Source organism: Mitsuaria sp. WAJ17, from assembly GCF_014174515.1.
In the GTDB taxonomy this organism is placed as follows: Bacteria; Pseudomonadota; Gammaproteobacteria; order Burkholderiales; family Burkholderiaceae_C; genus Roseateles_B.
This window is the reverse complement of record NZ_JACJUG010000018.1, coordinates 46,608-60,023: the sequence shown is the minus strand read 5'-3', so window position 1 is coordinate 60,023 and position 13,416 is coordinate 46,608. Positions and strand designations below refer to the sequence as shown.

Annotated in this window: 14 protein-coding genes; 3 read left to right on the top strand and 11 right to left on the bottom strand. The window is 69.8% G+C overall.

Going from position 1 to position 13,416, the window contains the following annotated elements; genetic code table 11:
- The first annotated feature begins 198 nt into the window (after positions 1 to 198).
- On the top strand, positions 199 to 942 hold the full coding sequence (gpmA, locus tag H5407_RS15400) for a 2,3-diphosphoglycerate-dependent phosphoglycerate mutase (RefSeq protein ID WP_183105351.1): 744 nt from the start codon (positions 199 to 201) through the stop codon (positions 940 to 942).
- Between the two features lie 104 nt (positions 943 to 1,046).
- Here gpmA and H5407_RS15395 read toward each other — a convergent pair whose 3' ends face one another.
- From H5407_RS15395 to H5407_RS15385, 3 genes are all read right to left on the bottom strand, one after another.
- Positions 1,047 to 1,511: an SgcJ/EcaC family oxidoreductase gene (locus H5407_RS15395; protein ID WP_183105350.1), complete on the bottom strand. Its 465-nt coding sequence runs from the start codon at positions 1,509 to 1,511 to the stop codon at positions 1,047 to 1,049.
- 149 nt (positions 1,512 to 1,660) lie between these two features.
- Complete coding sequence (locus H5407_RS15390) at positions 1,661 to 2,341, bottom strand: response regulator transcription factor (RefSeq protein WP_183105349.1); 681 nt, start codon at positions 2,339 to 2,341, stop codon at positions 1,661 to 1,663.
- Positions 2,338 to 3,990, bottom strand: coding sequence for an ATP-binding protein (locus tag H5407_RS15385; RefSeq protein ID WP_183105348.1), 1,653 nt, complete (start codon positions 3,988 to 3,990; stop codon positions 2,338 to 2,340). Before H5407_RS15385 ends, H5407_RS15390 begins: the two co-directional genes overlap by 4 nt.
- Before the next feature lie 35 nt (positions 3,991 to 4,025).
- Between H5407_RS15385 and H5407_RS15380 the strand changes: the two genes are divergently transcribed.
- A complete protein-coding gene (locus tag H5407_RS15380; RefSeq protein ID WP_183105347.1) occupies positions 4,026 to 4,814 on the top strand; it encodes a hydroxypyruvate isomerase family protein in 789 nt (262 codons plus the stop codon).
- 25 nt (positions 4,815 to 4,839) lie between these two features.
- Here the strand turns inward: H5407_RS15380 and H5407_RS15375 are convergent, their stop codons facing one another.
- From H5407_RS15375 to H5407_RS15340, 8 genes are read right to left on the bottom strand one after another with little or no spacing between them, the layout of a single operon-like run.
- Positions 4,840 to 5,730, bottom strand: a complete 891-nt coding sequence (locus H5407_RS15375) for a ribose-phosphate diphosphokinase (protein ID WP_183105346.1) — start codon at positions 5,728 to 5,730, stop codon at positions 4,840 to 4,842.
- 13 nt (positions 5,731 to 5,743) lie between these two features.
- Positions 5,744 to 7,312, bottom strand: coding sequence for a thymidine phosphorylase family protein (locus tag H5407_RS15370; RefSeq protein WP_183105345.1), 1,569 nt, complete (start codon positions 7,310 to 7,312; stop codon positions 5,744 to 5,746).
- Positions 7,313 to 7,337: 25 nt separating this feature from the next.
- Positions 7,338 to 8,069, bottom strand: coding sequence for a 1-acyl-sn-glycerol-3-phosphate acyltransferase (locus H5407_RS15365; protein WP_183105344.1), 732 nt, complete (start codon positions 8,067 to 8,069; stop codon positions 7,338 to 7,340).
- Between the two features lie 10 nt (positions 8,070 to 8,079).
- Positions 8,080 to 9,387, bottom strand: a complete 1,308-nt coding sequence (locus H5407_RS15360; RefSeq protein WP_183105343.1) for a dihydroorotase — start codon at positions 9,385 to 9,387, stop codon at positions 8,080 to 8,082.
- Positions 9,388 to 9,401: 14 nt separating this feature from the next.
- The gene (locus tag H5407_RS15355; protein ID WP_183105342.1) at positions 9,402 to 10,358 is read right to left on the bottom strand and encodes an aspartate carbamoyltransferase catalytic subunit; all 957 of its coding nucleotides are present in this window, start codon (positions 10,356 to 10,358) and stop codon (positions 9,402 to 9,404) included.
- Positions 10,359 to 10,363: 5 nt separating this feature from the next.
- The gene (pyrR, locus tag H5407_RS15350) at positions 10,364 to 10,873 is read right to left on the bottom strand and encodes a bifunctional pyr operon transcriptional regulator/uracil phosphoribosyltransferase PyrR (RefSeq protein ID WP_183105341.1); all 510 of its coding nucleotides are present in this window, start codon (positions 10,871 to 10,873) and stop codon (positions 10,364 to 10,366) included.
- Positions 10,870 to 11,322 (bottom strand): Holliday junction resolvase RuvX, encoded by a 453-nt coding sequence (ruvX, locus tag H5407_RS15345; protein WP_183105340.1) that lies wholly within the window; start codon positions 11,320 to 11,322, stop codon positions 10,870 to 10,872. The genes pyrR and ruvX overlap by 4 nt, the downstream gene beginning before the upstream one ends.
- Positions 11,319 to 11,897 (bottom strand): YqgE/AlgH family protein, encoded by a 579-nt coding sequence (locus H5407_RS15340; RefSeq protein WP_183105339.1) that lies wholly within the window; start codon positions 11,895 to 11,897, stop codon positions 11,319 to 11,321. Before H5407_RS15340 ends, ruvX begins: the two co-directional genes overlap by 4 nt.
- A gap of 58 nt (positions 11,898 to 11,955) precedes the next feature.
- Between H5407_RS15340 and H5407_RS15335 the strand changes: the two genes are divergently transcribed.
- On the top strand, positions 11,956 to 13,413 hold the full coding sequence (locus H5407_RS15335; protein WP_183105338.1) for a deoxyribodipyrimidine photo-lyase: 1,458 nt from the start codon (positions 11,956 to 11,958) through the stop codon (positions 13,411 to 13,413).
- Positions 13,414 to 13,416 lie beyond the last annotated feature (3 nt).

The following is a 13,416-nucleotide window of genomic DNA, read 5'->3' as shown; positions in this document are numbered from 1 at the left end:
TGAAACTAAAAGCGGCCTGTCCAGCAAGGGACGGCCGCGTCAGGGGGATCCTTTGCTTTCGGCAAGCCAGCCGCGATCTTTAGGAAAGTCCCGACCCGGAACTGGCTCGATAGAATCCGGGCCGCGCGGCGACTTGCCGCACCGGCCCGGCGCCGGCTGTTCTGCAGCCAGCCGCCCTTTCACCGAACCGAATTGCCCATGTACAAGCTCGTTCTCATCCGCCATGGTGAATCCACCTGGAACCTGGAAAATCGCTTCACCGGTTGGACCGACGTCGACCTGACCGCCACGGGCGTGGAACAGGCCAAGCTGGCCGGTCGACTCATCAAGGATGCCGGGCTGGACTTCGATGTGGCTTACACATCCATGCTCAAGCGTGCAGTTTGGACGCTTTGGCATTGCCTGGATCAAATGGAGCGAACTTGGTTGCCTGTTGTCCACAGCTGGCGCCTCAATGAGCGCCACTACGGCGCCCTGCAGGGTCTCAACAAGGCCGACATGGCCAAGCAGTACGGCGACGAGCAGGTGCTGGTCTGGCGCCGCAGCTACGACACCCCGCCGCCGCCGCTGGAGGCCCAGGACCCCCGCAGCGAGCGCAGCGACGTGCGCTATGCCCGCCTGAAGCCCGAGGAAGTGCCCCTCACCGAATGCCTGAAGGACACGGTCGCCCGCGTGCTGCCCGTCTGGAATGACAGCATCGCACCCGCCATCAAGGCCGGCAAGCGTGTGGTGATTGCGGCACACGGCAACAGCATCCGCGCCCTGGTGAAGTACCTGGACAACATTGCGGACGACGCCATCGTGGGCGTGAACATCCCCAACGGCATCCCGCTGGTCTATGAGCTGGACGCCGATCTCAAGCCCATCAAGAGCTACTACCTCGGTGACGCCGAGGCCGCCGCCCGGGCCGCGGCCGCCGTGGCCAGCCAGGGCAAGGCCTGACCCAACAGGCCCGGGACGTCAAGACCCGGCCCCGTGACGGCCAATGAAAAAGGCGAGCAAGTTGCTCGCCTTTTGTTTTGCGCCTGCCTGGCTTTTGTGTTGGATCAGCGCTTCTCGGGCATGGCCGAGGAATGATGATGGGCGATCAGCCATTGCCCGTCACGGTACTCGTAGACATAGCTGTAGCGGGCGCTCACCTCGCTGCCGTCCTTGAAGCGGAAGGTGTAGAGGCCGACGTCCTGCGCAACGTTGCAGCCGATCTTGAGCACGCGGCGGTCGATGCGCCCCTGCGGCTTCTTCTCCAGGAAGTGCACGAAGTAGTCCCGGATCTCGGCGTGATTGGTCCGCGGCTTGTTCGAGACGGTGGGCAGCAGCACGGCATCCTGGGCGTAGTTGGCGACGACCTGGTCCGGATCCAGGGTCGCGAGCGAACGGTTCCAGCGGTCGAAGAGCGCGGAGATCTGGGCCGAGTCAGACTTGGCGCAGGACGCAGTCTCGGTCTGAGCCTGGCTCAGCGCGGGCAGCAAGCACAGGCTCAGGGCCAGGGCCGAACGATGGATGACGGGCATGAAGGCCTCCTCCGATGGGAATGGCGCCGGCCCCCTCGGCCGACGCAGGGCTTCAGTCTGCGATCAGTACATGAACCGCGGCGGCCCCGCACGGTGAACGGCACATGAGACACAGATGAACAATGGATGAACGCAGGGGCCGAGCCGGCTCAGCCCTCGCTGTCGATCTTGTAGCCCACGCCGCGCACGGTGCGTATCAAGACCTGACCCTGCCCCTCGCCCAGCTTCTGGCGCAGGCGGCGCACATAGACATCGACCACATTGGTCAGCGGGTCCTCGTAGGCGCCCCAGACATTGGCCAGGATGCGTTCGCGGCTGAAGACGCGGCCCGGCGCGCTCATCAGCAGCTCCAGAAAGGCCATCTCCTTGGCCGTGAGGCTGACGGGCGTCCCGGCGCGCGTCACGCGCATGCGCTCGCGGTCCAGTTGCAGATCGGCGACCTGCAGCAGGGCGGGACGGCTGCGCGTCTCGCGCGAGCGGCGCCCCAGGGCTTCCAGCCGCGCCAGCAGCTCATCGAAGGCAAAGGGTTTGGTGAGGTAGTCGTCTGCCCCCAGACGCAGGCCGGTGACCTTGTCCTCCAGCGAGCCCATGGCCGTCAGCATCAGCACCGGCACCGGCCAGCCCTCGCTACGCAAGGTCTGCAGCAGGTCCAGGCCGTTGAGCTGGGGCAGCATCACGTCCAGCACCATGAGCCCCCAGTCCCCGGCGCGCGCCAGGGCCAGGGCCTCCAGCCCGTCGCGGGCCAGGCTCACGGCATAGCCCTCGGCGCCCAGTCCGCGCAGCAGGAAGTCCGCGACGCGGGCGTCGTCCTCCACCAGCAGCAGCTTCATGCCTCGACTCCTCCCGTCACCAGGGGCAGGTTCAGGCGCAGGTGGCAGCCCGGCGTCTCCCGGTTGCTCAGCGCGATATCGCCGCCGTGGGCCTGCACGATGTCGCGCGCGATGGCCAGGCCCAGGCCCAGGCCGTCCGGGCGATGAGCCCGCGCCGCTTCGCCACGGAAGAGGCGATCGAAGACCTGGGGCAGATCCTGCTCGGCCACGCCGATACCCTCGTCCAGCAGGTCGATGCGCAGTTGCCCGCCCTCCTCCACCGCCTGCAGCCGAATGGCACCGCCTGGCCGGCTGTAGCGTCGCGCGTTGTCCAGTACGATGGCCAGGGCCTGGCTCAGGCGCTGAGCGTCCCCGCGCAGGCGCGCCGCGTCGCTGGACGGCCTCAGCTGCCAGTCAAAACGCAGCTGGGCCGCGCGAGCCAGCACGGCGGCCTGCTCGCAGCTGCGCGCCAGCAGGGGCGGCCAGGCCAGCAAGTCCTCGCGCATGGCCAGCGCCTCCACCTCGCTGCGCGCCAGCTGGCTCAAGTCCCCAAGCACATGGGAGAACTGCCCCACGGTGTCCACGATGCGCTGCAGCGCCTCGCGATAGTCCTGCGCCGGGCGCTCGCCGCCGCGCAACGCGACCTCCGCCTCGCCGCGAATGGCCGTGGCCGGTGTGCGCAGCTCGTGGCTCAGCTCGGCGAAGAAGCGGCGGCGCCGGGCATCCAGCGCCTGCAGGGTGTCCAGGGCCTGGCGCAGCTCCGCGGTGCGCGCCTGCACCATGTCCTCCAGCAGCGCGCGGTCCGCCTGTTCCTGGGCGCGATGCTGCTGCAGCTCGCCGGCCATCTGGTTGAAGCTGCGCGCCAGCTCGCCGAACTCATCGCGCCCCTTGGCGGGGATACGGTGCCCCAGGTCGCCCTCGCGCAGAGCCCGTGCGCCGCGCATCAGCGCATCCAGCGGCTGGCGCAGGGCCCAGGCGAAGTAGGCCAGCAGCGCCAGGGTCAGCATCAGGGCACCGGCGCTGAGCCAGGTCACGCCGCGGTCGATGGCGCGCAAGGCCTGGTCCGCCGCCTGGCGGGACTGCGAGGTGGCCAGGCGTTCGGCTTCCATCTCGGCATTGAGCAGCCGACGCAAGTCCTGCCCCTGGGACTCGTCGAACAGGCTGCGCAGGCGCTGCGAGGCCTGGGTCGCGTCCGTCCCCGGCGGCAGTGCGGCCAGGCCCTTCAGCGCACGGCCCAGCTCAAGCAGGTGGCGCTCCAGCACGTCCAGCGAGCGTTGGCGGATCTCGCGGCGCCCCGGCTCCTGCAGAGCGGCCTCCAGCAGGTCCAGTTGCCCGGCCAGCGCATGCAACTGAGCCAGGCCGGCCTGCATGTCCTGCAGCAGGCTGTCTCGCAGGGTGTCGGTCGCCGAGTCTGCCAGCAGGCGCTGGGCCGCCCAGCTGCGCAGGCGCTGCTTATTGGCAGAGAGCTCGATATAGCCCTTGAGGATGTCGCTGGTCAGGCGCCCGCGCTGCACCTGCTGCACGGCGGAACGCTGGGCCCACAAGGCGACGCCGCCCTCTGTCAGGGCCAGAAGGCCCAGGAGCGAGAGGGCCAGAAGCAGCTTGGCTCGGAACATGGCCGCACTGTAGCGGCGCCGGGCCCGACACAGCCGGCCGATCCAGATGAACATCCGATGAAAATCGGGTCGCCCTCCGGAGTCTGCCCATGCCCATCCTCGCCGCCAACCTGAGCTTCCTCTACCAGGAGTTGCCCGCCAGCGCACGCTGGACTGCCGCCCGTGCCGATGGCTTCGAGACCTGCGAGATCCTTTTTCCTTATGCCGAGCCCGCCGCGCAGCTGGCAGTGCACCTGCAGACGCTGGGCCTGCAGCTCGCCCTCTTCAACGCGCCGGCAGGCGACTGGGCCGCCGGCGACCGTGGCCTGGCCTGCCTGCCCGAACGGCGCGAGGAGTTCCGCACCGGCCTGCTGCAGGCCCTGGACTACGCCGGTGCCACGGGCACGCAGCGCCTTCATGTGATGGCAGGCGTGCCGGGCGAGGCGATCACGCCCGAGGCCGCCCAGGACTGCTGGCTGGAGCAGCTGCGCTGGGCCGCCGAGCAACTGGGCGACGACCCCATGCGCCTGTGCGTCGAGCCCATCAACCCGCTTGACATGCCGGGCTACTTCCTGAGCAGCCAGACCCAGGCCCATGCCCTGCTGGACCTGCTGGGCGACGCCCGTGTGCTGCTGCAGTTCGATGCCTACCACTGCCAGCGCAGCGAAGGCGAGGTGCTCAACAAGCTGCGCCTGGCCTGGGAGCGCGGCCGCCTCGGCCACGTGCAGATCGCCGGCGCCCCTGACCGCCACGAGCCCGACCGCGGCGAACTGCGTGTCGAAACCCTTCTGCAGGCTCTGGACGACTGGGGCTACGCAGGCCGTGTCGGCTGCGAATACCGGCCTGCCGCCGGCACCCGCGAAGGACTGGCCTGGGCCCGCCCCTGGCTCAGGCGCTGAGCCAGCCCTTCAGGCCCGTCGGCGCTCAGCCGAGTGCGCGGATGGCATCGACCAGCAGGGGGACGATGCTCACCGCGTTGCTCTCGTGCGGCACCGCGTTGCTGCTCCACACATGGCGAACGCCCGCGGCCTTCAGCAGGGGCAGGGCATCACCATTGAACAGCGCATGCGTCACCGCCACGTCCACCGAAGCCGCGCCACGGGCCAGCAACTGCTCGGCCGAGCCGATCAGGGTGCGGCCCGTGGAGGCCATGTCGTCCAGCAGCACGACCGCCCTGCCCTTCACCTCGACCTCGGGGAGGGCCAGGCGGACCTGGTGGTCGCCCTCGCGCAGCTTGCGGCCCACGGCATGGTCCAGGCCGCCGGCCAGGGCGGCTTCCTTGACCCACTGGCCTGATTCCTCGTCCGGCCCGATCAGCAGGGCGCCCGGCACGTGTCGGGCGATCCAGGCCCCCAGCACCGGCGCCACGGACAGGGCGATGCCCACGCCGGGCGGCATCACCTCGTCCAGGCTGGCGATGCGGTGCAGGTGCGGGTCCAGCGTGATCACGCGGTCGAAGAGCTGGGCCAGCCAGCGGGCCACATGGCGCTGGCTGACGGCCTCGCCAGGGGTGAACTCGATGTCCTGGCGCATATAGGCCAGGTAGGGCGTGACCAGGACCACATGCCTGGCCCCCAGCTCGCGCGCGGCGGGCGCAGCGATCAGCAGCTCCACCATTTTCTCGTTGGGCTGCTGCAGGCCGCGCAGCAGGATGACGGCCTCCGGCAGGGGCTTGGGCAGGACCAGGCGCAGCTCGCCGTCAGGGAAGCGGTGGCGGCGGATGAAGTCCAGGCGCAGGCCCAGGGCCTCCGCCAGTTCGCGGGCCAGGAGAGCTTCGTCCTCGAAGGCCAGCAGGAGGGTCAGGTCTTGAGCCATGGGGAGCGAATCGTCAGATGGAGAAGAAGCCCGAGGCATGCGAGAGCTCGGCCCAGTGTGCCGTGCTGCCCAGGCGGTAGCCGCTGTCGCGGTCGGCCAGCTCGCGGGCGAACTGGAGGTCGGTGGGGTACTGGGCGTGGATGCGGTAGAGCGGCTCGCCGGCCTTCACCGGCTCGCCCAGCTTCTTCAGCAGGTCCAGGCCCGCGCCGGGCACCTGGGGCGCGCCGGCCAGCCGGGCGATGCGGGCGATGCGCAGGTTGTCCAGGGCCAGCACAACGCCGTCCTGCGGGGCCAGGACCGCTGTGCTGAGTGCCCCCAGCGGCGGTGGTTCAGCACGGCGGCCCTGGGCGTCGATGATGGCCTCCATCTGGGCCAGGGCTCGGCCGGACTCGAGGATGTCGCGGGCGATCTGGTAGCCCTGGCCGCCGCGAACATCGGGGTCGAACTCGATCATGCGGCCGGCCAGGCGCAGGGCCTTCTGGCGCAGGTCATGCGGCGCGTCAGGGTCGCCTCGCAGCACCTGCATCACGTCGCGCGCCTCCAGCACCGGGCCGATGCCGCGGCCGATGGGCTGGCGACCGTCGCTGATCACCACGTCCAGCTCCAGGCGGAGATGGCTGGCGACGAACTCGAAGAGCTTCTTGAGCCGGTGCGCCTCGGCCATGGAGCGCACCTTGGCGCTGTCGCCGACCGGGATGTCCAGCACCAGGTGCGTGGAGCCGGCGGCAATCTTCTTGGACAGGATGGACGCGACCATCTGCCCGGGGGAGTCGATGGACAGGGGCCGCTCGACGCTGATGAGGATGTCGTCCGCCGGCGAGAGGTCGGCCGTGCCGCCCCAGGCCAGGCAGGCGTGGGTGTCCCGCACGATGCTGACCATGCGGTCGAAGGGCAGCTCCACATTGGCCAGCACCTCCATGGTGTCGGCCGTGCCGGCGGGCGAGGTGATGGCGCGCGAGCTGGTCTTGGGGCACAGCATGCCGTGCGCCGCGACGATGGGCACCACCAGCATCGAGGTGCGGTTGCCGGGGATGCCGCCGATGCAGTGCTTGTCCACCACCGGCCCCGAGCCCACCTGGGCACGCCAGTCCAGGCGCCGGCCCACGGCGATCATGGCCTCGGTGAGGTGCAGCACCTCCTCGCGGTCCAGCTCGACCTGGTTGGTGGCGACCACAAAGGCCGCCAGCTCGATCTTGGAATAGCGGGCCTCGGCGATGTCGCGGATGATGCCCAGGAGGTCCTCGCGGCCCAGGCGGTCGCCATTGATCTTGCGGTGCAGGGCGGCAATGGAATGCGGCGGCTCGGCGTGCGCGATGCTGGCCTGGTGCCCCTCGGCCACGCCCAGCCGTGCGAAGGCTTCCTCGCTGACGCCCAGCTCGCAACTGCTCACGATGCGCTCGTCATCGACCACGTTCAGCACGGCCTGGATGGTGCAGCCGTTGGCGTGGATCTCGACCTTGGACAGGGCCTGGAAACCTGCGGCGCGGACCACGGGGCAGTCCCGGTGCAGGTAGGCGACGTTCTCTCGCCAGGTGTCGATGCCGACGCGGCGGATCTGGAGTTGGGAGGCTTGGGCGCTCATGCCCGGATGGTAGCCCCGCTGAGCCTCAGCCGAGCTTGGCAGCGATCAAGTCACGCAGGTGCTCGGCCAGCAGGCGGCGGTCGGCATGGGCCGTGGCATGGGCCGGCAGGAGCTGCAGCTCGACGGCCAGGCCCCTGGCGGTCACCACGCGCCAGATGCTTTGCAGCAGCGTCGTGTCGCCGATGAACTGGGCGCTGCGGCTGTAGCGCTGCCCCGGCTCGTGCCAGCGCAGCACCAGGGGCTGGACCGGCAGCTCGGTGACGATGGCGGCCTGCAGCAGGTTGGCATGAAAGGGCAGCAGCTCGGGACCGGGGCCTGTCGTGCCCTCGGGGAAGAAGGCGATGGTGTCGCCCGCGCGCAGGGCCTCGGCACACTGGTGCACCACGCGCAAGGCATCGCGCTTGGAAGCGCGCTCGATGTACAGCGTGCCCACGGCCGTCACCAGGGTGCCGACCAGGGGCCAGTGCTTGACGTCGGCCTTGGAGACGAAGCGAGCCTCGGGCATCAAGGCGTGGACGGTCGCGATGTCCAGCCAGGACACGTGGTTGGCCACCAGCAGTTTGGCCCCCGGACGCGCCTGACCCTGGCTGCCCAGCGTGATGCCCAGCAGGCGCAGCATCTTGCCGGACCACCAGCCCACGCGCGCCTGACGCTGCTGCGGCGTGTAGGCACCGAAGCGCAGCTTCACCAGCGCCAGGCCGTGCAGCACGTGCAGCGTCAGCCGCAGCAGTCGCCAGATCCCGATCAGGCCTCGCATGGAGCGCGCGTCAGCGGCCTTCGTAGGCCAGGGTACCAGCCACGAGGGTGGTCTTCACGCGGCCGGGCAGCTCGAAGCCGCTGATCTCGAAGGCGAAGGGCGTGTGTGTGCCCTGGCTCAGCAGCTGAGCCGGCTCGACGGCCCAGCGGGCAGCCGCGTCGAAGAGGCACAGGTCGGCAACGCCGCCCTCCACCAGGCGGCCGGCGCTGGCCGAGAGCGAGCCCAGGGCATTGCCCAGCACCCGCACCGGCTCGCTGCTGACCACGGCCAGGGCGCGGGCCAGGGGCAGGCCCTCGTCCTCGGCCCACTTGAGCGCCACGCTCAGCAGCAATTCCAGGCCGGTGGCGCCGGGCGTGGCCTCGGCGAAGGGCACGTGCTTCTCGTCAGCGCTGACCGGCATGTGGTCGGACACCAGCGCGTCGATCGTGCCGTCGGCCAGCGCGGCGCGCAGGGCCTCGCGGTCACGCCCCTGGCGCAGGGGCGGCGTCAGGCGCATGGCGGTGTTGAAGTAGCCGATATCGACGTCGGTCAGGCACAGGGAGTTGATGGACACGTCCGCCGTCACCGGCAGGCCTTCCTGCTTGGCGGCGCGCAGCAGGGCCACGCCGGCGCTGCTTGAGAGGCGGCACAGATGCACGCGCGCACCGGTGGCGCGCATCAGCTCGAAGATGGTGTGCAGGGCAATGGTCTCGGCCGTCACCGGCAGCCCCGACAAGCCCAATCGCGTGGCCACGGCGCCGCTGGCAGCCACGCCGCCGGAGAGCCAGGGGTCCAGCGGATGCAGCCACACGGTGTAGTCATAGGTGGCCGCGTACTGCAGGGCGCGCTGCAGGAACTGGGTGTTGTGCACAGGGAACTCGGCCTGGGAGAAGCCCACGCAGCCGGCCTCGGTGAGCTCGGCCATCTCGGTCAGTTGCTCGCCCTTGAGGCCGCGGGTCAGCGCGCCCAGCGGGAAGAGCCGGCACATGCTCAGCTTGCGGGCGCGGAACTTGAGCATCTCAACCAGGCCGGGCTCGTCCAGGGCCGGGTCGGTGTCCGGCGGGCAGACGAGGCTGGTGATGCCTCCCGCCGCCGCCGCCGCCAGCTCGGTCTCCAGCATGCCTTCATGCTCATGGCCGGGCTCGCGCAGCCGGGCACAGAGGTCCACCAGGCCGGGGGCGACGACCAGGCCCGTGGCGTCGATCACGCGCTGCGCGTCGAAGTCCGCGGGCACCTCACCCAGGGCCACGATGCGGCCGGCGGCTATGGCCAAGTCGCCCAGGCGGTCCAGGCCCGAGGCCGCATCCACCAGGCGGCCGTTCTTGATCAGGATCTTCACTTGCTGTTCTCCGCTCAGTTGCCGGCCAGGATGCTCATCACGGCCATGCGCACCGCGATGCCGAAGGTGACCTGGGGCAGGATCACGCTCTGCTGGCCGTCGGCCACCTCGGAGGCGATCTCCACGCCGCGGTTGATGGGGCCCGGATGCATCACGATGGCGTCGGGCTTGGCCAGCTGCAGCTTCTCGGGCGTGAGGCCGAAGCTCTTGAAGAACTCGCCGGTGCTGGGCAGCATGGCGCCGTTCATGCGCTCGTTCTGCAGGCGCAACATGATGATGACGTCGGCGTCCTTGATGCCGGACTCCAGGTCGTGGCAGACGCGCACGCCCATCTCGCGCAGGTCACCCGGCACCAGGGTCTTGGGGCCCACGGCGCGGATCTCGGGCACCCCGAGGATGCTCAGCGCATGGATGTCGGAGCGGGCCACGCGCGAGTGCACGATGTCTCCGACGATGGCCACCGTCAGGTTGCGGAAGTCCTTCTTGTAGTGACGGATGGTGTACATGTCCAGCAGGCCCTGCGTGGGGTGGGCGTGCCGGCCGTCACCGGCGTTGACCACGTGCACGTGCGGCGCACAGTGCTGGGCGATCAGGTAGGGCGCGCCGCTCTCGCTGTGGCGCACCACGAACATGTCGGCATGCATGGCCGAAAGATTGGCCACGGTGTCGAGCAGGGTCTCGCCCTTGGCGGTGGAGCTGCGGGCGATGTCGAGGTTGATCACGTCCGCCGAGAGCCGCTTGGCGGCGATCTCGAAAGTGGTGCGGGTGCGGGTGCTGTTCTCGAAAAAGAGGTTGAACACCGACTTGCCGCGCAGCAGCGGGACCTTCTTGACCTCACGGTCATTGACCGACAGGAAGGTGCCGGCGGTGTCCAGGATCTGGTGGATGACGGCCTGGGGCAGGCCCTCGATGGAGAGCAGGTGCACCAGCTCGCCGTGCGTGTTCAGCTGGGGATTGCGCTTGGACAGCATGGGGCTCAGGCTCCTTTGACATCAAAGCTGAAGCGGCCGCCTTCTTCCTTGGCCAGTCGCAGGCGCTGGGCAGGGGCGAGGTTGACGCGGGCCGCCGAGAAGACCGGCTCGATGGGCAGCTCGCGGCCGCCGCGGTCCACCAGCACGGCCAGCTGCACGCTGGCGGGGCGGCCGAAGTCGAAGAGCTCGTTGATCACGGCGCGCACGGTGCGGCCGGTGTAGAGCACGTCATCGACCAGCACGATGTGGCGGCCATTGACCTCAAAGGGCAGACGGGTGTGGTCGCTGCTGACGCTCATGCCCTTGGAGCCGAAGTCGTCGCGGTGCAGGGAGCTGGAGATCACGCCATGCGCGTCCAGCGCCAGGTCCGCGGCCAGGCGCTCGGCCAGCCAGGCGCCGCCGGACCAGATGCCCACCAGGGCGATCCCGCCTTCTGGGCGGCTGGCCAGCAGCCGCTGCACGCCCTGGCGCAGATCGGCGTACAGGGCCTCGGCATCGAGGAGTAAGGTGCTCATGAATGCTCTCGGAAGTACTGTTCAAGAATGAGGGCGGCCGAGGTGGAGTCCACATCGCGGGCGCCCAGGCTCTCGGCCTCGACGCTGGTGTAGCGCTCGTCCACCTCGTAGACGCGCAATCGGAACCGGCCCTTGAGCTGGCGCCCGAAGCGCCGCGCTGCCAGGGTCATCTCATGCTCGGCGCCGTCCGGATGGAAGGGCACGCCGATCACGAGAGCGTCGGGCTGCCAGTCCTTGATCAGGCGGGCGATGGCCTCGAAGCGGGCCTCGCCGCTGGCAGTGATGGCCCGCAGGGGCTCTGCCTGCTTCAGCATCGCATGGCCCTTGGCCACGCCGATGCGGCGGGTGCCGAAGTCGAAGGCCAGCAAGGAGGCGGGAGGGGGAAGATCGGAAAGGGAAGGCCGGGGCGCGGAGGCTGCTATCGACGGGGGGAACCGGTCGGCACTCATGCGTGCCCCGCCTCCGTGCTCAGCATGCGCGGGTCGATGCCAAGCAGGCCCAGGGCGCGCTCATAGCGCTGCTCGACGGGGGTCTCGAAGATGATCTCGGGCGTGGCGTCCACGGTGAGCCAGCCGTTGCGGCCGATCTCCTCCTCCAGCTGCCCGGCGGCCCAGCCGCTGTAGCCCAGGGTCACCAGCAGCTTGCGGGGGCCTGCGCCATGGCTCAGGGCCTCCAGCACGTCGCGGCTGGTGGTCATCTCCAGGCCGCCGGGAATGGCCAGGGTGGCGTTGTAGTGCCCCCCCTGCTCGTCCAGGCGCTCGTGCAGCACGAAGCCGCGCTCCGTCTGCACCGGACCGCCGTAGAACACGGGGCGGGCCGCCAGGTCCTCGTCCGGCAGGGCCAGCTCGACCTTCTCGAAGAGATGGCCCACGGTCAGGGAGATGGGCTTGTTGATCACCAGGCCCAGCGCGCCCTTCTCGTTGTGCTCGCACATATAGACCACGGAGCCGGCAAAGGCATCGTCGGCCATGCCGGGCATGGCGATGAGGAACTGGTTGGTCAGGTCGATGCGGTCCTTGGGCATGGGGGCATTTTAAGGGCTGGCTGTTCGGTCGCCCCCGCATCGCGGACACTCCGGGCCCATGCGACACGACAAATCCCTGGTCTGGTTCCGTCGCGACCTGCGCGCCGAGGACCACGCCGCCCTCTTCCACGCCCTCAAGAACAGCCGCCAGGTGGTCTGTGCCTTCGTGCTGGACACCGGGATCCTGGACGCCCTGCCCCGCCGCGACCGCCGCGTGGCCTTCATTCTGCAGTCCCTGCAAGCCCTGGACCAGGCCCTGGCGACGCTGCAGCCCGGCGCCGGCCTGCTGGTGCGCCATGGCCTCGCGTGTGACGAGATCCCGCTCCTGGCTGCCGAGCTGGGCGTCGATGCCGTCTATTGCAACCATGACGACGAACCCGCCGCCCTGGCCCGCGACGCTCAGGTGAGCCAGGCCCTGGCCCGCCACCGCCGCGCCTTCCTGAGCTTCAAGGACCACGTCGTCTTCGAGCGCAGCGAGGTGCTGACCGGCCAGGGCAAGCCCTATGGCGTGTTCACGCCCTACAGGAACGCCTGGCTGCGGCAGCTCACGCCCTTCTTCCTCACCGGCTACCCGGTCAGCCACTACGCCGCGGCGCTGGCGCCCTGCCCCGCGCACGGCGTGCCCGATCTGAGCAGCATTGGCTTCGAGCCTCTGGAGCTGCCGCCCCTGCTCAGCGGCGGCAGCGCGCGGGCCGAGGCCTTGTTCCAGGACTTTCTCGGCCGCATGGACCGCTACGACCAGCAGCGAGACTTCCCCGCCGTCAAGGGCCCCAGCTACCTCAGCGCGCACCTGCGCTTCGGCACCATCTCCATCCGCCGCCTCGCGCGCGAGGCCTGGACGCGGGCGCAGGCGGGCGATGCGGGCGCGGGCGTGTGGCTGTCGGAGCTCATCTGGCGGGACTTCTACCACCAGGTCCTGCACCACCATCCGCAGGTGGTGACGCAGGCCTTCCGGCCCGAGTACGACCGCATCGAGTGGGCTTCGGGCCCCGAGGCCGAGGCGCACTTCGCCGCCTGGTGCGAGGGCCGGACGGGCTATCCCCTGGTTGACGCCGCCATGCGTCAGCTCAACGGGACCGGCTACATGCACAACCGCCTGCGCATGGTCACGGCGAGCTTCCTGGTGAAGGACCTGGGCATCGACTGGCGCCGCGGCGAGGCGTATTTCGCTCAGCAGCTGCTGGACTTCGACCTCGCGGCCAACAACGGCGGCTGGCAGTGGGCGGCCTCCAGCGGCTGCGATGCCCAGCCCTATTTCCGCATCTTCAACCCGGTCAGCCAGAGCAAGAAGTTCGACCCCGAGGCCCGCTTCATCGAACGCTACGTGCCCGAGCTGGCCGCCCTGCCGCCCGCCCTGCGCCATGCCCCTTGGGAGGCGCCGCCGCCGGCCCTGCAGGCGGCGGGCGTGGTGCTGGGTCAAGACTACCCGGTGCCCGTCGTGCGCCATGACGAGGCGCGCGCCGCAACCCTGGCGCGCTACGCCGTGGTCAAGTCGCGGGCCCTGCCGGAGGCTTGAGCC